This is a genomic window from Staphylococcus nepalensis (assembly GCF_014635045.1).
Classification (GTDB): Bacteria; Bacillota; Bacilli; order Staphylococcales; family Staphylococcaceae; genus Staphylococcus; species Staphylococcus nepalensis.
In genome coordinates this window covers 192078-216658 of record NZ_BMCF01000001.1, presented here as the reverse complement: position 1 = coordinate 216658, position 24581 = coordinate 192078, and the positions used below count along the sequence as shown (strand labels likewise).

Here is a 24581-nt window from a genome sequence, read left to right as displayed (position 1 = left end):
CCGTATATTGAGTTCATTGCTTTTAAATAAAAAGATTGATTACCAAGCAGCTTTGGATTTAATTAGAACAAGAGAAGGTTTTGACTTTGCGGGATTAGCGTTTTATGAGCAAGAAAATCAAATATCACCTATTAAATGGCATTATGTTTCAGGCAATCTGAATACTAGATATAAACTGATTGTCTTGAGAAAAGGTAAAGGGCTTGCTGGTAATGTTATGAAGACAGGTAAACGTATGATTATTGAAAATGTAGACCAATGTTTATTACCTTCAGAAAAATATAAATATCCGATTGTTTTAACTGAATGTTTAACTGCAATGGTGGCAATCCCTTTATGGTACAACCATAAGGTGTACGGTGTTTTGCTTTTAGGACAGAGAAATAGAAAAAACTTACCTTTAGCGCATGCTACACTTTCAATAAGTGATGTGTTAGGTATTTTTAAAGAAGAAGACTAGGTGATGATAGTGCAAATAAATCAGATGGAAGATATGAGTCAATTATTATTGCAGTATTTTAATAACACAAGAGAAAAGATAGTATTCGTTGATAATGAAGGTAAAGTCATTGCTAAGAATCAAGCTGCAAAAGATATTATTTCCAATGATGAGAACTATCGTGATATGACTCATGTTATATGTAATCGATGTGATGGTTATACAAATGAATTTGATTTACAATCATGCAAAAATTGCTTTCTTGAAGCTGAAGAAGTAGGAAACACAAGTTTTCAGGTTTTTATGAAAACAAATAGAGGTACTGTTGAGCCATTTACTGCTACATACCAAACGATTGATCCAATCAATGACATTAAAGTATTCACTCTACAAAATGTTTCTCCGCAAATTGAGCGTCATGATAAAATGTACCAACGTAAGATGATGCAAAAAACAATTTCTGCACAAGAGAATGAAAGAAAACGTATTTCTAGAGAATTGCATGATAGCGTTGTTCAAGAAATGTTGAATATAGATGTAGAGCTGAGATTATTAAAATATCAGCAAGAAATGGCTGATTTGCTTGAAGATTCAAAACACATCGAAGGGTTGATGTCCAAGCTTATAGATGATATACGCAATTTATCTGTTGAATTAAGACCATCTTCTTTAGATGATTTAGGTTTAGATGCAGCGTTTAAAACATATTTCAAACAAGTTGAATCGAATTATGGAATGAAAATTGTTTATCATTCCAATTTAGATGCCCAACGATTCGATAATGAAATTGAAACGGTTGTTTACCGTGTGGTACAAGAGGCACTATTTAATGCCATTAAGTACGCTAATATCGATAAAGTAGATATTGATTTACATTATAATCATAATAGATTAATTGCTGAAGTTGTTGATAGAGGTAGAGGATTTATTAAAACAGACCAACCACAAGGAACTGGTTTAGGGCTTTATGGCATGCATGAGCGCGCTGAATTAGTTAATGCGGAAGTGAATGTTGATAGCCAAATTGGGAGAGGAACGATTGTGACTTTAGAAGTGCCAATTTAAGGGAGTAAGGAGAAGTTAATTTTGAGAATAGTTATTGCAGATGATCACGCGGTTGTCAGAACAGGGTTTTCTATGATTCTAAACTACCAGGACGATATGGAAGTTGTGGGAACTGCTGCTGATGGTGTAGAAGCATATCAAAAAGTAATGGAACATAAACCGGATGTATTAATGATGGACTTGAGTATGCCCCCAGGAGAATCTGGGCTAATAGCAACCAGTAAAATAGCTGAAAGTTTCCCTGATACAAAAATCTTAATATTAACAATGTATGATGATGAAGAATACTTATTTCATGTATTAAAAAATGGAGCAAAAGGTTATATTTTAAAAAATGCTCCAGATGAGCAGCTCATTTTAGCAATTAGAACTGTTTATAAAGGTGAGACATATGTAGATATGAAACTAACCACTTCTCTTGTAAATGAATTTATTAGTAATACTTCACAAGATATAGCTTCAACATCAGATCCTTTTAAAATTTTATCTAAAAGAGAAATTGAAATATTACCTTTGATTGCAAAAGGCTATGGTAATAAAGAAATAGCAGAACAATTATTTGTATCGGTCAAAACAGTAGAAGCGCATAAGACACATATTATGCAAAAATTGGAACTAAAATCGAAACCTGAATTAGTAGCATATGCGATGAAGAAAAAACTAGTTGATTTTTAGTGTATTAGATAATATATTCATGTAAAACCATAACGCCGAGAATAGGACAGAAATCACATGTTTTTTAATGACTTCATTGTCTCCTCTAAGGATTGGTTAGAACTATACATTTACGTAAACGCGTTGTATAGGCTAACATACATATGCCACCAGTAATGTTAATTTAATCCATTGATAAGTGATGCTTCATAAAAAAGCATGGACCCAAACGGGTCTTTTTTTTATATAAAAGCCTTAGGTTAAGTAGACGATATGAACTAAAGTTTATGCATATAAGGGTGATTTTACAAACTATTTATAATCAATTCATGAATATAGAAATAGGGGGAATTTGACAAAAGTTAAGGGATAATCCTTATGTTTATTTTTTCACAAAGATTTTACACTAACTATATAGCTAGTATTCTACGATGTTAAAAATTTTAAAGACTCAAATGTTACACCAGTTTTACCTTTCATAGTTAATTCCTTAATACTTAATAATGAAATACATGATTATTGTAGGCCATTTGTAGAATACTAGTGTTTTAATTAAAAAACGTAAATGTAGGTGAATGTAATGAACAAAGCAAGTGGCGGTTTTCAATTAACTTTACAATCTTTAAGTTTAGTCGTGGGGTTCATGGCATGGAGTATTATCGCACCGTTAATGCCTTTTATTTCACAAGACGTTAATATATCTGGGAATCAACTCTCTATTATATTAGCAATACCTGTTATACTCGGTTCTATTTTAAGGGTACCGTTTGGTTATTTAACAAATGTCATAGGTGCTAAATGGCTCTTTTTCTGTAGCTTTATTATTTTATTATTTCCAATTTATTTTTTAAGTCAAGCTCAAACAACAGGGATGTTAATGACTTCAGGATTCTTTCTAGGCGTCGGTGGCGCTGTGTTTTCGGTTGGTGTTACATCTATCCCTAAATACTTCCCTAAAGAACGCGTCGGCTTAGCAAATGGTATATATGGTATGGGTAATATTGGGACTGCAATTTCATCATTTTTGGCACCACCTATAGCTTCAATCATTGGTTGGCAAACGACGGTGAGAAGTTATTTAGTCGTAATCGCTTTATTTGCAGTTTTAATGTTTTTATTTGGAGATGCAAAAGAGAAAAAGGTTAAAGTGCCTTTAATTGAACAATCTAAACGTCTGTTTAAAGATTTGAAATTATATTATTTATCACTTTGGTATTTTATTACTTTTGGCGCTTTTGTGGCATTTGGATTATTTTTACCTAATTATCTTGTACAAGACTTTGGTATTAGCGAAGTAGATGCTGGTCTACGGTCAGGCGTATTTATAGCATTAGCAACATTTTTAAGGCCTTTGGGAGGGATATTAGGAGACAAATTTAATGCCGTTATATTATTGATGATTGATTTTTCTTTGATGATTGTGGGCGCAATTATTTTAGGCATCTCAAATCATATTCTGTTATTTACAATTGGTTGTTTACTCATTAGTATTTGTGCTGGGTTAGGCAATGGGCTTATCTTTAAACTTGTACCGTTTTACTTTAGTAATGAGGCTGGTTCTGCAAATGGTATTGTTTCTATGATGGGGGGCTTAGGTGGCTTTTTCCCACCTATTGTTATATCTTATGTAACGATGATGACAGGAACAAGTCATTTGGCTTTTATATTGTTAGCTATATTTGGAACGATTGCTTTGTTAACAATGATGCATATGTTGAAAAGAAACAAGGTAAGCACTGTTTAATATAATAATATAGTCAAATAGTTAACTATTCATTAATAGTAGTTGTTTTATTTAGATTACTTTATAAATAGCTAGAAAGTAATACAAATAAAAAAAGCAACGCTTGATTTTAAAGCGTTGCCTTTTTTAGATGGATTAATCTATTTGAATGTTAGAAGATGAGGATTCTTCTTTCTCTTTTTTAGGTAGTGTAACATTTAACATACCGTTTTCATACGCAGCTTTAATACCATTTTCATCAACATTATCAAATTGGTATTGTCGTTTTACATCACTATAGCTACGTTCTTGATGGATAATACGTCCATTTTCATCTTCTTTGTTATTTTCGAAGGTTTGTTTACCTTCAATTGTTAAAATATTATCTTCAAATTGTAAATTAATATTTTCTTTTTTCATTCCTGGTAATTCAGCTTCTACTACGTAAGCGTCTTCTAATTCTTTAACATCCGTTTTAATATTGCTACTGCCTGGGAATTGATCGAAGATTTGACGTCCAAAATCTTTGAAAAAATCGCTAGGGTTCACATCGAAAAATGAATTATCAAAAGGTCTCATATTGAAAGCCATAAAAACATCTCTCCTTCAATTTAATTATATTTAGTTTATAATTTAGTCAATATTAATTTGTGTTTTTGTGTGATTAATTGGTAATTCAACACTTAAAATACCATCTTCCATTGTTGCTTTGATATTTTCTTTATCTACATTTTTAAATATAAATTGTCTACTTTGTTCATTTGAATTGCGCTCTCTAATCAAGTATTGATCTTGGTTTTCGGTTGTAGTAGAAGTTTGTGTTACGCGAATCGTTAATGTTTTATCTTCAAATTGAATAGTGACATCGTCTTTGCTATAACCAGGGAGTTCAGCTATGACTTGATATGCACCATTTGATTCATACACATCTACTTTAAAATCATGATGCTCAGTTAGTAAACTTTCAATTATATCTGTTGGAAAATTTTGAGTGTTTTGCATCATCTTTTCACCTCTCCTTTAACCTTATATTCATATTATAATACAATAGTCAAAGAAAGTCAAAGTCAAAGCATGAAAGTTAAAAGTAATTTATATTTCAATTTCATCATAGTGTAATGGAAGGATATTCGCAAAATATTGAAAGTATTATATTTAAATGACTTATTAAAAAAATAGAGGCAAGTATAAGTTCAAATGAGATGTATGATTTATAACATCCAAACTTTTCTTTGCCTCTTTATATATTAAAGTTCTTTATTAAAATTTTTATTTACGAAGTTTTGTAGAGTTTCTTTTAAGTGAATAGCTTCTTCAATATCCATATCGAATTCACTAAAAACTTTTCTAGAAACATGGGATAATGCCTCTTGAATTTCAGCACCTTGGTCTGTAAGTGCGATTTGTAAATTACGTTCATCATCAATCTCACGTGTTCTACTAACATATCCTTTCTTCTCTAATTTTTTTAGTAAAGGTGTTAGTGTCCCTGAGTCAAGATAAACACGTTGACCAAGTGTTTTAATGTTTATCTTTTCATCATTTTTTATAGCGAGCATAACAATATAGCCAGTGTATGTTAAATCATACTCTTTTAAATAGGTAGTATATTTTTTTATAATTTCTTTAGAAGAAACATAAAAAAGAAAGCACAGTTGTTTTTCTAAGTAGCTAATTTTTTCCTCCATTTAATCACCCCTTTTGAAATTTAACCTTATTATGAACCACGAACATTGTCAAGGAACTGTTGTGCACCTTATTCATAATATTTTTATACTATTATTTAAGTATTATCTGAGTAGACATATTGAATATTGCTTATTTAAAAGAAATTCAACCTTAATACAAGTACATACCATCTGAAAAATTAAAACAAAAACGTACGTTTATTCGTTGTTTGAAATAAATCTAATCACTTATTAAAGTCATAATTTAAGAACATTTTGTTACAAAAAGATATAATACTTTATAAATGATTTATTATCATTCATAATATGAATATTATGTATTTTAACAAAAAGTTGATGGGTTTAATGGTGAATGAAAAAATATTTAATTGATTGTTTTTATTAAAAGGAGATTAAAGATGAAGACGTTTTTAAAAATTTTAGGACTATTGGTGCTTTCATTGGTTTTAGCAGTGGCATTTTTCTTCGGTTTAAGGACGTATCAAGGCCACAAAAATTTGGAATTAGTTGATAATTATATGGATGAAACGCATTTAACAGAAAAAATCCAATCTGAAAAAACCTTATATAGTGCTAAAAAAGGATTGTATTATAAGGAAGTTAAATTCAAAGATGATTCAGAACATACTTATGTTGTGCAACCAGTTAGCACATTTAAGGGGATATTAGTACAAGGTTTTGATGAAGAAACTAAGAAAAATGTAAAAGATGCAAAACATAATACGTTTAAAGAGAAATATAAACCTAAAGATTAAAAAGTTATTTGTTTAATGATGTTATCATTTTATTGATTAGAGCAAAAGCAATATAAAGTTGGCTGATTCCTTATTTATCTAGGGTGTCAGCCATTTTTTATTAATGAGAGGTAAATATATTAAGTGAAAAGTAAAAGTGAATCTAATAGTTTACTTTTACTTTTATAGTTTATTTTTAAGATTAATATGTATAATTTGCATTATAATATTATTAGGTTTATATTATTTATTAATCAATCAATAAATAAAGGGGCAGAGCCGAAATGGAAAATAAAAATAGCATGAAACGAAAAAATGAAATTTTAGAAGCTAGTTTAATAGCGTTTTCGAAGAATGGTTACTTTAAAACTACAACGGCACATATAGCGACTATAGCGGGTATTTCGCAACCCTATGTTTTTAAATTTTTTAAAACAAAAGAAGCATTATTTATTGCGGCTTTAAATCAAGCATTTGAAAGAATTATAGAAAGTTTTGAACAAATTAAATCTAATAACGCAGATATTGTAGAAGATATGATTACGGCTTATGAAACGATTTCTAATAAATATCCTAATGAAGTTAATATTCAAGTGATCGCGTTTTCGGTGACAGAAGAAAATATACAAAATACAGTTAGAACAGGTTTATTAAAAATTAGAGATTATGCGTTAAAAAGATTTGAAAATGAAAATGTGAACAACCCAGAAAACGAAGTTACTACTTTTTTAGCGAGAGGTATATTATGTAATATTTCTCAGTTTATAAATTTACCTAGTTTGATAAATCGTAATTTAAATAAATAATCATTTGAAATGGTTATTTATTTTTTTGGAAGTTTATTTATTGATTGATCACTAACAAAAAGGAAGTGTTAACATGAATAAAGTTATTGTTTTAGGGGCGACTGGCGGTACAGGTCAAGCGTTAGTTTATGAATTGCTACAACGTAATATACAAGTAATTGCTTTTGGGCGATCTAAACGCAAACTAGAAACTTTAATTAAAAAACATAATAACGCTAATCTCACTTATGCACTAGGCGATATATTTAATTACCAAAGCATATTAGAAGCTTCTGAAAATGTAGATATAATATTTCAATGTGCTAACGTACCTTATCAAGAAATGAAATCGAAATTACCTATTATCGGAGAAAACGTGATGCAGGTAGCAGATAAGTTAGAGAAAAAAATAGTGATTATTGATGGTATATATGTATATGGCCGTCAGTGTGCGCAAGGAGATGAAAATCATCCAAAACTTCCAAATACGAAAAAAGGTGCAATACGACTTCAATTTGAAAATTTGATTTTTGATAAAAATAAATGGACTAAAGCAAAGCCATTAATTGTTAGATTACCTGATTATTTTGGACCTAGTGCTCAAAACACATATTTACAGCCCACAATAGATGGCGTATTAAATAATAAACATACAATTTTCATTGGAAATTTGAAAACGTCTCGTGAGTATATTTATTTACCAGATGCTGCCAAAATGATTGTAAATATTGCAGAAAAAGAAACTTCATACGAAGAAAATTGGAATATACCAGGAAGTAATCCCATTTCAGGGAAAGAGATCATTCATAAGATTCGTAAAATTACAAATTATAAAAAGCGCATCATCCCATTAAATAAACTAATGATTTCATTAATAGGACGGTTCAATCCATTTATGAGAGAAATTATTGAAATGATGTATATCACAAAAGAAGGGTTTATTTTGAATGGTGATAAATATCAAAATAGAATTGGGCCTATCGTACGTACTGACTTTGATAAAGCATTAAAGGAAACTTTAAATCGTGCGGATGATTAATTTAAGTATGAGGAGTGGAATCATTATTTCACATACTCAATCTAGTCAACCACTGTCAATATCATAAAAGAACCTGAGACATCGATTGATGTATCAGGTTTATTTTTTATAATAAATAGATTTTACTTTCTATTCTTTCAATCCATTGCTTACTTTATTACAACTTAAGCCACATAACATAGATTTTCTACTTACTATAACGAATGTTAAATGATATTGTAATATAACAATTTATTCACGCTTGAAGTGAAACGAATATTAAAAAATAGTACTGATTATTTATGTTACACAAATATAAAAATAACTAAAAGAGAAGTGATTTTAAGCGCTGAAACGTGAAATTATAGTATGTTGAAATCTCTTCTATTTATGTATTGCTTTAATACTCAACTAGATTTTTTAGGGATTAGACAAAAGGTTAATGTTACTTATATATATATAAATAGAGTAATAATAAAATATAAATGTAATATTATAAATTTTATCAAAAAATTTATATCTAAACAAAAAATATTTTGATATAATTAAGCAATGTCAGAAGAGGGGAGTAACATCATGGCAATAATAAGAAGAATAAGTTTGCCAATGCAAGTTATTATCGCATTGGTATTAGGTATTATCGTAGGTCTATTACTTTATGGACATGATGAGATTGCAAATTATATTAAGCCTTTTGGCGATATCTTCTTGAATTTAATAAAAATGATTGTAATTCCAGTGGTTTTTTGTTCACTAGCGTTGTCTATTTCAAACTTAGGTGAATCTAAAACAGTAGGACGTTACGGTTTTAAAACAATTTTATATTTTGAAATAATAACAACAGTTGCTATTGGACTAGGCATACTTTTTGCAAATATATTTAAACCAGGTAGTGGATTAAATCCTGATAAACTACCAAAAGGTGATATTTCAACATATGAATCCTCAGCGAAAGCTGCTGAAGAATCTACATATGGCAACCATTTTATCGATACAATTGTAAACATTGTGCCGCAAAACTTTTTTGAAGCTTTAACCGCAGGAGAATTATTACCGATTATATTCTTTGCAGTATTTTTTGGTATTGCATTATCAGCCATTGGTAAAAAAGCGCAACCAGTTAAGGACTTTTTAAATGGTTCATTAGAAGCTATATTTTGGATGATAAATAAAATATTGAAATTAGCTCCAATTGGTGTATTCGCATTTATTTGTACAACCATAATGACTTTTGGCGCCGCAGCATTACTACCATTATTAAAATTATTATTAGTAGTTATCGGTGCCATGGTGTTCTTTGTTATTGTGGTATTAGGTATTGTAGCTAGAATGTGTGGTATTAGTATTTTCTCTATTATTAAAATATTAAAAAATGAATTGGTATTGGCATTTTCTACGTCTAGTTCTGAATCTGTATTACCAATCATAATGAAAAAGATGGAGAACTTTGGTTCACCAAAAGACATTACATCGTTTGTAGTGCCAATCGGATATACTTTCAACCTTGATGGTTCTGCATTATATCAATCTATAGCAGCATTATTTGTTGCGCAAATGTATGGTATAGACATGTCAATCGGACAACAAATAATGCTTATGGTCACTTTAATGGTAGCTTCTAAAGGTATGGCAGGCGTACCAGGCGTATCCATTGTCGTGCTTATTACAACGCTAACTTCTATGGGATTACCAGCGGAAGGTTTAGCGCTGATTATTGGTATAGATAGATTATTAGATATGGTACGAACTTGTGTTAACGTTTTAGGCAATGCTTTATCTACTATTGTTATCGCAAAATGGGAAAACGCTTATGATAAAGAAAAAGGCCAAGCCTATTTAAAATCTATATAATTAAAAAATTGAATTCTGACATTTTCGCACTGAATAGCAAAATGAGCTATTCAGTGCTTTTTATATAAATACTAGAAATAAAATAGATAATTTTAAATAAGTTTCGTTATCTAGCGTCTACAGGGAAGTTAAAAAGTGGAATGGTGCTATATGTTTATGCTTCAACACATTAGCTACTGTCTATATCATATTTATGGCTGGAGCATTAATGAACGCACCAGCCATAAATAGAATGCTATTAAATTAATTTTATATTACATGCCTTTCATGTCCATGTCATGGATCTTCATCATTAAACCATGTGGTACATCATCGTGATCGACTACTTCCATTTTACTATAGTCGTCTTCATTTTCAGACTTAGTTAATTTGACGAAGTCGCCTTTTTTAGGGTTAAATCCTGATTCAGAAGGTATTTTTACATTTTCTTCTACTTTATGGTCTTTCTCACTCACCACTTTTTCAGCTGTTGTACTATTTTTCATGTAGCCGAAATATGTTTCTTTTTGTCCGCCTGAAACCATCATGATAACTAAGACAATTGCTACAATAACCATAATAGCACTGATAATAATTGCAAACATTTTATTGTTTTTCAAAATAAGATTCTCCTTTATATACCTTTACTTCAGTTATATCTAAAATATTAGGATAATGCAATTGAAGAAGAAGTAAAGAGTGTACTTTTAAAAACAATTGTACGAATTTCGCCTTATTTCTTATTGACTGTATTATATAAAAATTGTTACTTATGCGTAGGCGTTAAAAGCATGTATTTGACTTCGTCGTGTCCTATATCAAATTCTATTGGACTATTAGGGAACGTAGTATGCCGTAATTCAGATTTTGGCATGTTTGAACGTTCAATGTTTCGTAAAAGCGATTGCTCGATAAAAGTATTATTAAAAATAGGCGGCAATGCGTAAGCAATAAAACCATGTTCTCTATTTAAAGTACGAATAAACAAAATCGATTTTGAAATAGATGATTGTTTTTTTAATATGAATTTTTGTGTTTTTTCTGTAGTGTGTTGTTTTGAATTAAATAATAATAAGTGTATACCATGCTTATCTTTTGTAATTAAATAATTAGATTGTATCAGAGCAGGTTTATTATAAAATGGTTTCAAGAACTGAAAGATATAAACAATAGGTTCATAAATGCCATGTTGATTCATTAAAGCAATATCTGAGCCATTTTTAGACATTAATTCATAACCTATAGCAGCCCCATTTTTTATTAAAAATAAAAAATGTTGCATCATTTCTGATATCCCTAAAGGGCTTTTGGGGTCGCGTTGAGTAAAATAATTTTTCGTAATCTTTGTGTATACACATTTGGAAGGCTTCAACTTGGACATAGCGATGAATATTTCATAATAATCTTGATAATTTGAAATATTGTCAAATCGATTGCTATATTTATGCACCATAGCTCGGACATCATTTCGTTCTATATCGATAAAATTGAAGTCAAAATTAAATCTATGTAAAAGTGTAATTGTATGATTGAGGTTTTGCGTTTGGTTAAGTACACCTTCAATATTTATAGCTAATTTGATATTAATACTTAAACTTTTAGCTCTGATATACAAACGATTTACATCGTTTAAAGAAAGATATTCTGTATCGAATAGAATCATAAAATGATACATCTCATTGTGGTTATGATACTTTGGTTTAAATATAAGGAATTGAGAGATAACTTGTTCGACTTTTTCGTATTGTTCTATGGATTTAATTTTAATGACCACACCCATACACTGAGAAAACAGTGTATCGATATAATTGACAATGCCATTTAAATTTAATGTCTCTAATGCAAGATTGCTAATGTTATTTATGAGCAAATAGCAATTGCTAAGATCGCTAAAGTTAAGCTTTTGATTTAAATTTGTTTGAATAACATCCATAATACTATCTATATGAATAAAAACAGTAGGTTGCTTCGCAGAGTCATCGTATTCTAGGTAATCTAAATTGATTGTTTGTATATTAAACGTCTGAGGTTTATCAATTAATTGTGATTTAAAATAACATGAATAATCGCTTACATCAGTAGTTAATAATTTAACAGACTTATGATGTAGTAAGTTTAGCCTTTTTCTATACGAGATGGGTGTTAAATTTAGATAATTTTTAAATTGTTGCGTGTAATTTGCGTAATGATTGAACCCCATATTTTCTGAAATAGTGTAAATCGTTTTATTACTGTTCATAACCTCTGAAAGCGAAATGGCAATTTTTAAACTTGTAATATAATGTTTAAAACTGATCCCTAAATACTTTTTAAACAAAATTGAAATGTATGAAGCAGAAATATAAAAAGTAGCAGAAATTTCTTTAGACATAATAGGCCGAGTGATATGACATTTAATATATTCTGATATTTTATTTAACAGTTCATTATCAGATTGGATGTTTGGTGTGTAAAAATAATCATTTGATTTTTTAGTTTCTTGTTCTAAGATAGCGATGATTTCAGTTAATTGTGGTAGCTCTATTGTGCTATGGTCACTTAATTTTTCAATCATATTTAAAATTAAATGCTTTAAATATTCTGATGAATTTAAAACTTTAACATCATAATGGCAATTAAAAAACAATTGATTTAGCGGGATGATTTGTTGAATAGGGATTTTTAACTCAACAAGTTGTTCTGCATGTGTGATACGAAACAGATCACTATGATTGATGATGACGATATTACTATCAAACGACCCTTGTTTACCGTTTATATTGATATCTATCTGACCTTTTAAAGAAAATAACAATATCACTTGATTGATACAACGACGAGTGTTTGTAGTTAAAAACTCGTGGATACATAATGTGGCATGTTCCATTTAATCTAGCAACTCCTAATAGTGTATTGATATATTAGTTAAATTACATTATATAATAAATAGTTGTGAATATTAACATATTAAATATAACTTTTTTCCTATTTTGGCAGTTGATTTCGTCTGATAAATTAAATTGTATACGTCCTTAATTATTTTATAGATAAATTTAAGTGGTTCATGGTAAGAAATTTTAATAATAGGAGAGTGGCTTATGGAACATATATATTCTGATTATTTTAATCTAACTGAGACAATCACAGAATTGAAAAGAGATATATTAGGTGTGGTACTTCATGATGATGCAGAAAATTATACAGCAAAAGCATATATCACTTGGTTAAAAAAAAGAATCGACCAAGATGAGTTAGAAAAAGGGTGGGCAAGTGTTTATGTTGATCAAACGACTTGTTATTGGTTTCATCCAACACATTATACGGAATGGCACTGCGGAGATAAGTTTGCGAATACCCACTATATTGGGATAGAACGATGCCAATCTAAAATAAATGGTGTATTAAATGATAATGAGTTTATGAAGGTAGAAGAAGTTAGTTTCTGGTTAGCTGCTGCAATATTAAAGAAATATCATTTACCTGTTAATAGAACCACGGTAAGAATCCATAAAGAGTTTTATAATACGGCTTGTCCAGCTAGGTCATGGCTAATTCATTTACAAAATGGGCTAGATACGTTGGAAAGTATTAACAAACTCAAAGACTATTTTATTTTTAAAATAAGCCAGTATTATAGCGATATTAGCAAAAAGGACATTGAGATTCTTGGATAAATAATAAAGCTTAAAAATCATCAAAATTTCAAAAAATATTGCGTTCTAATTTGGAACCGGTTACAATAATAGTAAAGGAATTTGGAACCGGTTTCGTTATTGGGAGGTTAAACTATGAATTATAAAAAATCAGCTGAGAGTATTTTAAATGCGATTGGCGGAGAGAATAATATTGATGCAATGGCACATTGCGCCACGAGATTACGTCTTGTGCTCAAAGATGAAAGTTTGATTGATGAAGAAAGTTTATCATCAATGGAAGTAGTAAAAGGCACCTTTGCTACAGGAGGTCAGTACCAAATTATCATAGGTTCAGGTACTGTAAATAAGGTGTTCGCAGAATTGGAAAAAATCACAGGAAAAGAAGCATCGACAACTTCAGAGGTGAAATCTGAAGGTAATAAGAGCATGAACCCATTCCAAAAATTTGTGAAAATGTTATCAGACATATTTGTACCTATTATCCCAGCAATTGTAGCTGGTGGTTTGTTAATGGGTATTAATAATATTTTAACAGCGCCAGGTATATTTTATAATCATCATTCTTTAATAGAGGTACATAGCCAATTTAAAGGCTTAGCAGAAATGATTGATATATTTGCTAATGCACCTTTCACGTTGCTACCAATTTTAATTGGTTTTAGCGCAGCAAAACGTTTTGGCGGTAATGCGTTTTTAGGGGCTGCCCTAGGGATGATTCTAGTTCACCCAGAACTAATGAGCGCATACGATTATCCTAAAGCGGTTGAATTAGGAAAATCAATCCCTCACTGGCATTTATTTGGGTTAGAAATTAATCGAGTCGGATACCAAGGACAAGTATTACCTATGTTAGTAGCAACTTATATATTGGCTAAATTAGAACAAGGATTGCGTAAGGTCGTGCCAACGGTGTTAGATAACTTATTGACACCTTTAATCTCAATATTAGTTACCGCTTTTATAACATTTTTATTTGTTGGACCTATAACAAGAACATTGGGTTACTGGCTTTCAGATGGTTTAACGTGGTTATATGAATTCGGCGGTGCAATTGGAGGACTAATATTTGGACTGTTATATGCACCTATTGTGATAACAGGCATGCATCACAGCTTTATCGCAATTGAAACTCAGCTCATTGCTGATAACGCAACGACCGGCGGATCATTTATTTTCCCGATAGCAACGATGTCAAATGTGGCACAAGGCGCAGCTGCGCTTGCTGCTTTTCTAATTATAAAAAAGAATAAGAAATTAAAAGGGATAGCTTCTGCTGCAGGTATTTCAGCATTATTAGGTGTTACTGAACCTGCAATGTTTGGAGTGAACTTAAAATTAAGATACCCATTTATTGGAGCAATTATAGGTTCTGGAATTGGTGCAGCCTATATATCATTTTTTAAAGTAAAAGCGATCGCATTAGGAACTGCAGGTTTACCAGGGTTCATTTCCATCAGTGGTGTGAACCACGGATGGTTACATTATGGCATAGGTATAGCTATTACTTTTATAGTTACATTTGTTGTAACGTATGCTTTGTCTTTCAGAAAAAAATATGTGTGATTACGGATAAACAATAATTTAAGATACACCCCTAAAGTTGAATGGTATCATTCATTTTAGGGGTGTGTTTTTATAAAAAATAAAGATAAATTGTCTTTAGTTCTTTTTATTAAAATTTTTGTTTACGCCATAAAAATGCGCCGACTAAAGAAACAATTGTTAGTGAAATACCGATTACGATAATCCAAGAAATATAACTATGTTCATCGATAGGTAATGGAACATTCATTCCAAAAAAGCTAAATACTAGGGTCGGTAGCGTTAAAAATACAGTGAATAGTGTTAGTATTTTCATAGTGTTATTCATTTCATTTGAAAGTAATGATGCATACGAAGTAGTAATGCTTTCTAATATGTCTGTATATAATCGCGTCGTTTCCAAAGCTTGGTTATTTTCAATTAATAAGTCTTCAAGTAACGCTTCATCTTCTTCAAACCGCTTGATTGCAGGTACTCTAAAAAGTTTTTTGATAATTGTTTCATTGCCTTTGAGTGCAGCTAAGAAATAAACTAAACTCTTTTCAACTTCCATTAAGTTATATAATTGCTTATTTGTAACATTATTTTTTAAATCACGCTCTATACGTAATCTCGTTTTGTTCAATAATCTAAGATTTCTATTGTAATGATTCGCAATAGTTAATAAAATATTGAGTGCGAAGCGACTGTGAAAATGTAAATTAATATTTTGCTGGCTGAATTTTTCGAGAAACTCATTTTCAACATTACATACAGTAATTATTTTTTGATTACCAATAATAATACCTAAAGGAATCGTGGTAAAAGACAGCACTTTAAGGTTTGTATCATTGACAACAGGTAAGTCTAGAATAATAAGAGAATAGCGTGTATCTTCATCATATTCAATACGTGAACTTTCTTCAGTATCTAGTGGGTCTTTAATAAAATCTTCAGGTATATGATATAAGGTCATTAATTGTTCTATTTCTTCCCAATTTGGGTCTATAACGTTAATCCATGATGCGTTATGGTCTAAAGTAGATGTCACAACCTCTTGTGTACGTGTATGTTTATAAGCAGTGATCACAATATAAATCTTCCCTTCGTTAAATTCTTTTTAATAGTAGCGAAGATTTGAAAATATGACAAGTTCTATTCTATATTGTTAATGTTATTTTGGATAAGCATTTAATCAATATTTAGATATTTCATTAAATAGACATAATTTTTATAAATGTACATATTACTGTCAGGGTTGTAATGACGGGCTTTGAAATGCGAATAAACGCCTGTTGAAATAAGATTACAAAATTATTTAGAAATTAGATTCTAATTTTAACTAGAAATTAACATTAGCTTAACAAAAATTAGTTATAATTCACATAGTTTACAAATATTTTAAAGAGGTGTGACGATGGACTCTTCTGTAATGGAGATTATATTTACTTTTATAGGTGGATTGGGAATCTTTTTATATGGTATTAAACAAATGGGCGACGGTTTACAAGCTGCTGCTGGTGATAGATTAAGAAGTATATTAAATACCTTTACGAGTAACCCTTTGATGGGTGTACTAGCAGGTATGATTGTGACAATTTTAATTCAAAGTAGTTCAGGTACTACAGTTATTACTATAGGTCTTGTTAGTGCAGGTTTTATGACAATGCGTCAAGCTATTGGCGTCGTTATGGGAGCGAATATTGGTACTACGGTTACTGCATTTATTATAGGTATTGATATTGGTGCCTATTCGTTGCCTATTTTAGCCATTGGTGCGTTTTTAATTTTCTTTATACAAAAACGCAAAGTTAAAAATATAGGCATGATTTTATTTGGTTTCGGTGCATTGTTCTATGGTTTAGAATTAATGGGCGGTGCAGTAAAACCATTAGCTAATTTAGATTCCTTTAAACAAATTATGTTAGATATGTCTTCTAATCCAATTTATGGTGTGTTAGCTGGAACAGTCTTAACAGTTATTATACAAAGTTCAAGTGCCACAATCGGTATTTTACAAGGGTTCTTTGCTAATGACTTGATTAGTCTACACGGTGCCTTACCAGTATTGTTGGGAGATAACATTGGTACGACAATTACTGCAATTCTTGCCAGTTTAGCTGGATCATTAGCAGCAAAACGTGTGGCCTTGGTTCATGTATTATTTAATGTTATAGGCGCGACGATATTCTTAATCATCTTGCCACTATTTCAATTAGTAATTGAGTGGATGCAAGGTGCCATGAATTTAAAACCTGAAATGGTAATCGCCTTTGCACATGGTACTTTCAACGTAACAAATACATTGATTCAATTACCATTTATCTTTGTTTTAGCTTGGATTGTGACGAAATTAGTGCCAGGTGAAGATTTGAATGAAAAATATAAGCCAAGAGTATTAGATAAAAATTTAATTAATAGAGCGCCTAATATAGCTTTGCAAGAAGCACAAGATGAAATTCAAAACATAGGCAGAATGACATTCGATATGTTCGAAAACATAAAAAATTGTGATGGAAAAACAGAAAAAGAGATACTCCAAAAGCGTGCTGCTGTAGAAAGCATGTATGAAAATGTAAGACAATATTTAACTAAAATTTCAGAGAAAAAGATATCGAAACAAGATGCAGAAAGAATGTCTGTACTATTCGACGTAAATCGAACGTTTATAAAAGTAGCGAGTTTGACTGAAGCGTATTTACTAGATTTAAAGAAAAAAGAAGCAGACTCAATACAGATTTCTGAGAAGGCAGAAAGAAGTATTGAAAAATTATATAATCATGTCAATGCGTCTCTTGAAAAGACAGTTGAAATGTTTAGTGTGTATGACAGAGTTAAAAAAGATGAAATAGTAAGTTTAAGTAATGACTCTTATTCACTTGAGCATGATCTCCGAAAAAAACATATTAAGCGTTTAAGTTCAGGAGAGTGTACGTTAGAAGGTGGCTTGTTATATCTAGATATGATAGCTATCTTAGAACGTATTGGTTACCATTCAAGAAATATTTCAGAATCTATGATAGATATTGATAATATTGAAAATGAAAACGTAGTAGAACATACATTAGGATGGTCATATTAAAAAAATGACGTTGAGTTCTATAGTATATGTAAAATTTAATATTATGATAGCAAACATATGAAATCAATGTTGATTTTCATACTTTGAGAGACCCGGCCATCTGTTGTGCTTAAGAATACAAGAGCTCATTGCTCTTTGTAGGCAAGCAGAGATCCAATCGGGTCTCTTTTTTTATGCAATAAAGCATGTATGGGCTAAAAATTAGTGTCGTTTTAGTATCGTCATTTATCGATAATGAGAGAGAACAATGGTCTGTGGGCATCACTTTTTAAAACATAGTAAATCGATAAGGATACTTGACAAAAACAAGAAGTACGTCTAAGATTACAATTAATATAATTTTCAGAAAATGATTGGGGGGCTGTTTATGACAGCTATAAGTATTCTTGACCAAAGTCCAATAGACGATAATGAATCAGTTAATACAGGCTTATCTAGAACCGTTGAATTAGCACAAGTAGCAGAAAAGTTAAATTATACAAGATATTTTGTGGCAGAACATCATAATATAAATGAAGTAGTGGGGACAAGTCCTGAAATATTAGTTACGCATTTATTAAATCAAACAAACCATATAAGAGTTGGTTCTGGTGGCGTTATGTTACAGCATTATAGCCCATTCAAAGTGATTGAGCAGTTTCATTTTATTAGCCATATTGCTCCAGGAAGAGTTGATTTAGGTATTGGTAAAGCACCTGGTGGTTTTCCGTTAGCTACCCAAGCCTTGCAAGAAGATATCAAGGACACACCTACATCTTTCAACGATAAATTTCATCGACTCAATCAATTTAATAATGAAACATTTTCAGAAGTAGATGCCTATTCAAATTTAAAAACAACAATCCGTAATGAAGAAATTCAGAAACCGCAAGTCTTTCTTTTAGGGGGAAGTGAGCGTTCAGCATGTTTTGCAGCTGATGAAAAAGTTGGTTTTATTTATGCTTATTTTTTAAATTCTGATCAGGCGCTTTTACACAAAGCAATCAGTACATATAAAGCCCATTATCCTGAAGGGAAAATAATCGTCGCGTTAGCTGCTGTCGTATCGGAGAACGATGAAGATAGCGCCTTAATTGAAGAAGGAAGAACAAATTATGTGTTGCATTTTAATGATGGGCGTAAGTTAACGTTAAGTAGTAAGCATCAAATTGAGGATTTTAAAAAGCAAAGTTCAGAGCATTTTGAAATAGAAGCGCAACAAATAGAAGTATTTAATGGTACAGCTGAATCAATACAACAACAGATTCAAGAATTAAATATTGATAATCACGTTGATGAGTTTATGTTTCACATGCCAGTGAAAAATCATGCATTACGTTTAAAAACATTAGAACATTTAGCACAAGTTTACAATAAAGAGAATTTGAAAGAAGGGGTAAAATGACTAATAAAAAGATAGATTTAGGAATTATGTTGAATGGCCCTGGTAGTCATATGCATGCTTGGAAATCGGATGAAGTACCTAGTGATGCAAGTACAAATTTTAATTTTCAATTGGATATCGCACGTAAAGCAGAACAAGCTGGGTTTAGCTTTGTTTTTGTAGCAGATGGGTTATATATAAATGAAAAATCGATACCACACTTTTTAGATAGGCATGAGCCATTAACTTTTTTAGCAGCACTTGCTCCGATAACAACACAAATCGGGTTAGTAGGAACTATTTCAACTTCGTACAGTGAACCATTCACAGTTGCAAGACAACTTTCAACTATTGATAAGTTAAGTAATGGTCGTGCCGGTTGGAATGTTGTGACGTCACCTTTAGCGGGAAGTGCTGATAATTATAGTAAAGGAGATCATCCAGAACATGATATTCGGTATGATATCGCAGAAGAACATATCCAAGTAGTTCAAGGATTATGGGATTCTTACGAAGATGATGCATTTATGTTCGATGTTGAGACAGGTGAATATGTTGATAAAAGTAAAATGCATACATTAGATTACAATGGTCAATTTTTCCAAGTTAAAGGGCCTTTAAATGCGAGTCGTTCAGAACAAGGACAACCTGTTATATTTCAGGCAGGTGCTTCACCGAAAGGACAAGCATATGCTGCAAAGTATGCAGACGCCGTATTTACATTAGGGGAATCACTTGATATTGCCAAGCGTAACTATGACAGTATTAAGGATCAAGCTCAAGCGTTTGGAAGAAATCCAGAACATATTAAAGTCTATCCTATACTTGCGCCAATCATTGGAAAAGATAAAGATGAAGTAGAAGCGCGATTTAATGAAATTAAATCGTTGGCTACAATTGAAGAAGCTTTAGATTACTTAGGAAGATATTATGATCATCATGATTTCAGTCAATATGAACTCGATGCACCGTTTCCTGAATTAGGTGAAGTAGGCAAAAATAGTTTTCGTGCTACAACAGATGCAATTGCTGAACGTGCCAAATCACAAAATTTAACTTTAAGACAAGTTGCACTAGAAGAAACGGTAAGGCGTTCGCCATTTACAGGCACATATAACGAAGTTGCTGAACTGATGATTGAATGGTTTGAACAAGGGGCAGCAGATGGATTTATATTTGGCCCACATGTTTATGGAGAAATATATGATGAATTTTTAAATAAAGTATTACCTATATTAGAAGAAAAAGGCTACTATACACAATCCTATGACGGAGATACATTACGTGATCATCTTGGTATTCCTTTCAAGGAAAATAGATATAGTCATTCAAAGATAACAAATAGATAAACTTAGCGAAATGAACTTATTTTATCTCATTTTAAGGAGTGAAAAGAGATGTCTGAATATGGTGCAACTTCACATCAGCGTAGATATCAGTCGCAAAAAGAGGTTGAAAAAACCAAAATAAAAACAAAAGAAAAAAGAAAATTCGAATTACCACATGTGTTATTAATGATGTTAATGATGATGATGTTTGCATGTATTTTGACATACATTATTCCGGCAGGTGAGTTTGATACTACAAAGAGTGGCGAAATTGTGCAAGGTACTTACCATGCTATTTCACAAAACCCCGTTAATCCATTTTATGCTATTACTTTGATTTTAAACGGAGGCATTCAGTCTGCTCAAACAGTGACTTTATTATTATTTGTTGGCGGTGCTATAGGTGGTATATTGCAGTTGGATTCAGTGACAAAACTAACCAATTATATGATATATAAATTTGAACATGCTGGTGCTTTACCATTAATTATTGGGTTGTTTTCATTAATGGCATTTATAGGTTTTTTTGTAGGTGGCGACCAAATGATTGTCTTTGTTACGCTAGGCGTTATTTTGGCTAAAAGATTAAAATTAGACCCAATTATTGCGCTTGCCATGACCTTTCTCCCATTATATATGGCATTTTCTGTATCTCCTTCAGGTATGGCAAAAATTGGGCAAATTGTTTACCCTGAAGTCGCTTTATATTCTGGGTATGGTGGCAGAGCAATTATGTATGTAGTGTTTTTATTAGTTACAATGTTATACGTTGTTTGGTATGCAAGAAGAGTCATTAAAAATCCAAATAAAAGTTTGATGAATACAACATCTTGGCAGAAGCACATGACACAATCATCAAATGATGAAATGAATATTCAAGATAGATTGATTAATTGGAGAGATGTGGTGGTTGTTAGTCTAGTCATTTTTACACCTATTATCTTAGCCGTAGGTAACGGTATGCTTAAATGGACAGAAAAATATGGTAATGGCGTATTTATAACTGTATTTGGCATTAGCTTTGTGATTGCTTACTTAGTAAAGCGTAAGCGTTCAGGTGAAATGGTAGATGGTTTTCTAGCCGGCGCCAAGCCTATGTTAGTTGTAGCATTTGCTATTATTATGGCTAATACCATTAGTGTGATTTTAGAAAAAGGAAAAATACTTAGCACAATAGTAAATGGGTTAACAACACAACTCGATGGATCTTCAGCAGGTGTCGTTTCAATTTTAATATTTTTAGTTGCGAGTGTGTTTAATTTCTTGGTACCTTCTGGTTCAGGATTAATGAGTGTTATGGTTCCGATATTACAGCCAGTGACGCACACGCTAGGTGTGAATGATCAATTACTTTTAACTTCATTATCCTTTGGAGGTGGTTTAGGTAATTTAATCACGCCTACGCTCGGTGCAACAGTCGGTGCAATTGCGATTGCCAAAGCGAACTTTAGTTCGTGGTTTAAATTTATGGCGCCATTGTTTTTAATTTGGATTATAGTCGGATCATTTATATTATATGTCTTTACAAGTGTTGGATGGACTGGAGGCATATAAACAGTTTCATGGATTTAATATAAAAATAAGCTGTATCGTTAGGAATTAAGTTACTTTCCTAATGGATACAGCTTATTTTTAATGTTATACGAAAGCAACCACTAACTAAACAACAGTTAATTTGAAAGACATATTTTCTGTCCATTTTCGATTTGGTTTTTTATCAGTAATAACTTCAGTAATATCGTTAATTTTGGCAAAAGAAAGTGTGGATGAAACATCAAATTTACTTTGGTCTATAAGTGCGATAACTTTTTCGCTTTCTTGAACCATTTGCTTCTTCAATTGAACTTCTGGTAATGAGAAATCCGTTAAACCATTTTCCAATGTAAAACCATTTGCTGATAAAAAGAAATAATCGATATGATACATTTCTAAAATTTGAGAATCGATATTTCCAGTAATTGCATTTGAATCCTGAGAAACAAACCCTCCAACTACAAGTACGGTTAAATTAGGGTTTTCTTTTAGAAGTACAGCATTTTCTAAGCCATTGGTTATAACTGTAAGCTCCATAGTCGTTTCTGATATTAATTTAGCGAGTTCATAGGTAGTTGAACTTGCATCAATAAGTATACATTGTTGTGGTTCAATTTTATTTAGAGCATATTGACTAATTTTATGTTTTTCATGATGATTTTGTGATAGGCGGTAAGAAAAGTTTAATTTTGAATTCATATTATTATTAACTTTTGCGCCACCATGTGTACGTGTGAGTTTATTTTCACTTTCTAAAAGTCTTAAATCACTACGAACAGTTGCTTCTGTCACGCTTAGATAATCTGACAACTGTTTTACTGTAGCTCGCTTATGTGACTTTATGTAAGTGTATATATGTTCCCGTCGTTCATCCGCGTACATTTTCATATGATTCACATCCTTCTTAATCTCATAGTTCAGTTTAACACAATTTTTTATAAAAAAAACAAAAGAAAGATAAAACGAAAATAAACGAAAAAATATTTGAAATAAACGAAAATGTATATTAGAATAATAACTATAAATGAAAGCGTTTCCTAAAAGAAAAAGGGGTTGTTATATATGGCAAATCAAAATTATCCAGACAAAATGAACGCAGTTGTAGCTTATGCACCAGGTGAATATAAATATGAAACTGTAGATACGCCGGTTATTGAAAATTCAAAAGAAATTATCGTAAAAGTTGAAGCATGTGGTATTTGTGCAGGAGATATTAAAGCATATGGTGGGGCGCCAAGCTTTTGGGGTGACGAAACACAACCGTCTTATATCAAAGCACCAATGATACCAGGTCATGAGTTTATTGCACGAATTGTAGAAAAAGGCGATGACGTGACTGACTTTGACATAGGCGATCGTGTGATTTCTGAACAAATCGTACCATGTTGGGAATGTAGATTCTGTAAACGCGGAGAGTATTGGATGTGTGAAAAACACGATTTATATGGCTTCCAAAATAATGTGAATGGTGGCATGGCAGAATACATGAAATTCACTAAAGAAGCAATTAATTATAAAGTACCTGAAGATTTACCGATTGAAAAAGCAATTCTTATCGAACCATATGCTTGTAGTTTACATGCCGTACAACGCGCAAACATCAAGTTAGGAGATTTTGTTGTATTATCTGGCGCTGGGACACTTGGGTTAGGTATGATTGGGGCTGCCAAAAAATCAGGCGCTGAAACATTGGTAGTACTTGATATGAAAGATGATCGTTTAGAATTGGCTAAGCAATTTGGTGCTGACATTGTAATGAATCCATCTAAAGTAGATGTTGTAAAAGAAATTAAAGAGATGACAGAAGGTTACGGTTGCGATACTTATATTGAAGCAACTGGTCATCCTAAATCTGTTGAACAAGGATTAAGCGCTATAAGAAAATTAGGGAGATTTGTTGAGTTCTCTGTATTTGGTGATCCAGTAACAGTTGATTGGAGTATTATCTCAGACCGTAAAGAACTAGACTTAATGGGTAGTCATTTAGGACCTTACTGCTATCCACTTGTGATTAATGGCATACAAAATGGAGATTTTCCAACTGAAGGGGTCGTGACACATCAACTACCACTTAAAGATTTTGAAGCAGGTTTTGACTTAATGAAAAAAGGAGATAAATCATTAAAAATTGTTCTTGTACCTTAATACAGCTAGGCAATATAAGAGATCAGAGAGTTAAAAGG

At 31.4% G+C, this 24581-nt stretch carries 22 protein-coding genes; 15 read left to right on the top strand and 7 right to left on the bottom strand.

The genetic code is table 11. The features are described from left to right. Positions 1–7: 7 nt before the first annotated feature. The 4 genes from nreA to IEU88_RS01090 all read left to right on the top strand — a co-directional run bounded on the left by nreA (position 8) and on the right by IEU88_RS01090 (position 3902). On the top strand, positions 8–460 hold the full coding sequence (gene nreA, locus IEU88_RS01105) for a nitrate respiration regulation accessory nitrate sensor NreA (protein WP_096808527.1): 453 nt from the start codon (positions 8–10) through the stop codon (positions 458–460). A 3-nt stretch (positions 461–463) separates the two neighbouring features. Then, positions 464–1504, top strand: a complete 1041-nt coding sequence (locus IEU88_RS01100; protein ID WP_096811195.1) for a sensor histidine kinase — start codon at positions 464–466, stop codon at positions 1502–1504. Positions 1505–1525: 21 nt separating this feature from the next. Further along, positions 1526–2179 carry a nitrate respiration regulation response regulator NreC gene (gene nreC / locus IEU88_RS01095; RefSeq protein ID WP_103372690.1) on the top strand — a complete coding sequence of 218 codons (654 nt, stop codon included), beginning with the start codon at positions 1526–1528 and terminating at the stop codon, positions 2177–2179. A 559-nt stretch (positions 2180–2738) separates the two neighbouring features. Continuing rightward, positions 2739–3902, top strand: a complete 1164-nt coding sequence (locus IEU88_RS01090) for a nitrate/nitrite transporter (RefSeq protein WP_103372689.1) — start codon at positions 2739–2741, stop codon at positions 3900–3902. A 135-nt stretch (positions 3903–4037) separates the two neighbouring features. On the opposite strand, the gene IEU88_RS01085 is transcribed toward IEU88_RS01090, so the two are convergent. The 3 genes from IEU88_RS01085 to IEU88_RS01075 all read right to left on the bottom strand — a co-directional run bounded on the left by IEU88_RS01085 (position 4038) and on the right by IEU88_RS01075 (position 5569). Next, positions 4038–4472, bottom strand: coding sequence for an Hsp20/alpha crystallin family protein (locus IEU88_RS01085; RefSeq protein WP_096808530.1), 435 nt, complete (start codon positions 4470–4472; stop codon positions 4038–4040). Positions 4473–4514: 42 nt separating this feature from the next. Further along, entirely contained in the window at positions 4515–4886 is a 372-nt protein-coding gene (locus tag IEU88_RS01080) for an Hsp20 family protein (RefSeq protein WP_103372688.1), read from the bottom strand. A 242-nt stretch (positions 4887–5128) separates the two neighbouring features. Continuing rightward, positions 5129–5569, bottom strand: coding sequence for a MarR family winged helix-turn-helix transcriptional regulator (locus IEU88_RS01075; protein ID WP_096808532.1), 441 nt, complete (start codon positions 5567–5569; stop codon positions 5129–5131). 398 nt (positions 5570–5967) lie between these two features. Between IEU88_RS01075 and IEU88_RS01070 the strand changes: the two genes are divergently transcribed. From IEU88_RS01070 to IEU88_RS01055, 4 genes are all read left to right on the top strand, one after another. After that, positions 5968–6324: a DUF3139 domain-containing protein gene (locus IEU88_RS01070; protein ID WP_096808533.1), complete on the top strand. Its 357-nt coding sequence runs from the start codon at positions 5968–5970 to the stop codon at positions 6322–6324. A 263-nt stretch (positions 6325–6587) separates the two neighbouring features. After that, the gene (locus tag IEU88_RS01065) at positions 6588–7109 is read left to right on the top strand and encodes a TetR/AcrR family transcriptional regulator (protein ID WP_115341973.1); all 522 of its coding nucleotides are present in this window, start codon (positions 6588–6590) and stop codon (positions 7107–7109) included. Between the two features lie 73 nt (positions 7110–7182). Next, a complete protein-coding gene (locus IEU88_RS01060) occupies positions 7183–8127 on the top strand; it encodes an SDR family NAD(P)-dependent oxidoreductase (protein ID WP_103373764.1) in 945 nt (314 codons plus the stop codon). Positions 8128–8682: 555 nt separating this feature from the next. Beyond that, entirely contained in the window at positions 8683–9957 is a 1275-nt protein-coding gene (locus IEU88_RS01055) for a cation:dicarboxylate symporter family transporter (protein ID WP_103372483.1), read from the top strand. 254 nt (positions 9958–10211) lie between these two features. On the opposite strand, the gene IEU88_RS01050 is transcribed toward IEU88_RS01055, so the two are convergent. Both IEU88_RS01050 and rsp read right to left on the bottom strand, forming a co-directional pair. Continuing rightward, a complete protein-coding gene (locus IEU88_RS01050) occupies positions 10212–10556 on the bottom strand; it encodes a DUF4889 domain-containing protein (protein ID WP_096808537.1) in 345 nt (114 codons plus the stop codon). A gap of 146 nt (positions 10557–10702) precedes the next feature. Next, positions 10703–12802: an AraC family transcriptional regulator Rsp gene (rsp, locus tag IEU88_RS01045; protein ID WP_103372482.1), complete on the bottom strand. Its 2100-nt coding sequence runs from the start codon at positions 12800–12802 to the stop codon at positions 10703–10705. A gap of 211 nt (positions 12803–13013) precedes the next feature. On the opposite strand from rsp, the gene IEU88_RS01040 reads away from it, so the two are divergent. Together IEU88_RS01040 and IEU88_RS01035 are read left to right on the top strand one after the other, a co-directional pair. After that, positions 13014–13589, top strand: coding sequence for a peptidoglycan recognition protein family protein (locus IEU88_RS01040; RefSeq protein WP_096808539.1), 576 nt, complete (start codon positions 13014–13016; stop codon positions 13587–13589). Between the two features lie 114 nt (positions 13590–13703). Further along, positions 13704–15134, top strand: a complete 1431-nt coding sequence (locus IEU88_RS01035) for a sucrose-specific PTS transporter subunit IIBC (RefSeq protein ID WP_103372481.1) — start codon at positions 13704–13706, stop codon at positions 15132–15134. Positions 15135–15243: 109 nt separating this feature from the next. Here the strand turns inward: IEU88_RS01035 and IEU88_RS01030 are convergent, their stop codons facing one another. After that, a complete protein-coding gene (locus IEU88_RS01030; RefSeq protein ID WP_103372480.1) occupies positions 15244–16182 on the bottom strand; it encodes a magnesium transporter CorA family protein in 939 nt (312 codons plus the stop codon). Positions 16183–16509: 327 nt separating this feature from the next. Between IEU88_RS01030 and IEU88_RS01025 the strand changes: the two genes are divergently transcribed. From IEU88_RS01025 to IEU88_RS01010, 4 genes are all read left to right on the top strand, one after another. Next, on the top strand, positions 16510–18174 hold the full coding sequence (locus IEU88_RS01025) for a Na/Pi cotransporter family protein (protein ID WP_103372479.1): 1665 nt from the start codon (positions 16510–16512) through the stop codon (positions 18172–18174). 367 nt (positions 18175–18541) lie between these two features. Then, on the top strand, positions 18542–19558 hold the full coding sequence (locus IEU88_RS01020; RefSeq protein WP_103372478.1) for an MsnO8 family LLM class oxidoreductase: 1017 nt from the start codon (positions 18542–18544) through the stop codon (positions 19556–19558). Further along, positions 19555–20886: an LLM class flavin-dependent oxidoreductase gene (locus IEU88_RS01015; protein WP_103372477.1), complete on the top strand. Its 1332-nt coding sequence runs from the start codon at positions 19555–19557 to the stop codon at positions 20884–20886. Before IEU88_RS01020 ends, IEU88_RS01015 begins: the two co-directional genes overlap by 4 nt. A gap of 48 nt (positions 20887–20934) precedes the next feature. Continuing rightward, a complete protein-coding gene (locus tag IEU88_RS01010; protein ID WP_103372476.1) occupies positions 20935–22419 on the top strand; it encodes a Na+/H+ antiporter NhaC family protein in 1485 nt (494 codons plus the stop codon). 105 nt (positions 22420–22524) lie between these two features. On the opposite strand, the gene IEU88_RS01005 is transcribed toward IEU88_RS01010, so the two are convergent. Then, positions 22525–23286, bottom strand: a complete 762-nt coding sequence (locus tag IEU88_RS01005) for a DeoR/GlpR family DNA-binding transcription regulator (protein WP_103372475.1) — start codon at positions 23284–23286, stop codon at positions 22525–22527. Between the two features lie 174 nt (positions 23287–23460). Here IEU88_RS01005 and IEU88_RS01000 point away from each other — a divergent pair, with 174 nt between their 5' ends. Beyond that, complete coding sequence (locus tag IEU88_RS01000) at positions 23461–24543, top strand: MDR/zinc-dependent alcohol dehydrogenase-like family protein (RefSeq protein ID WP_096808547.1); 1083 nt, start codon at positions 23461–23463, stop codon at positions 24541–24543. The last annotated feature ends 38 nt before the right edge of the window (positions 24544–24581 follow it).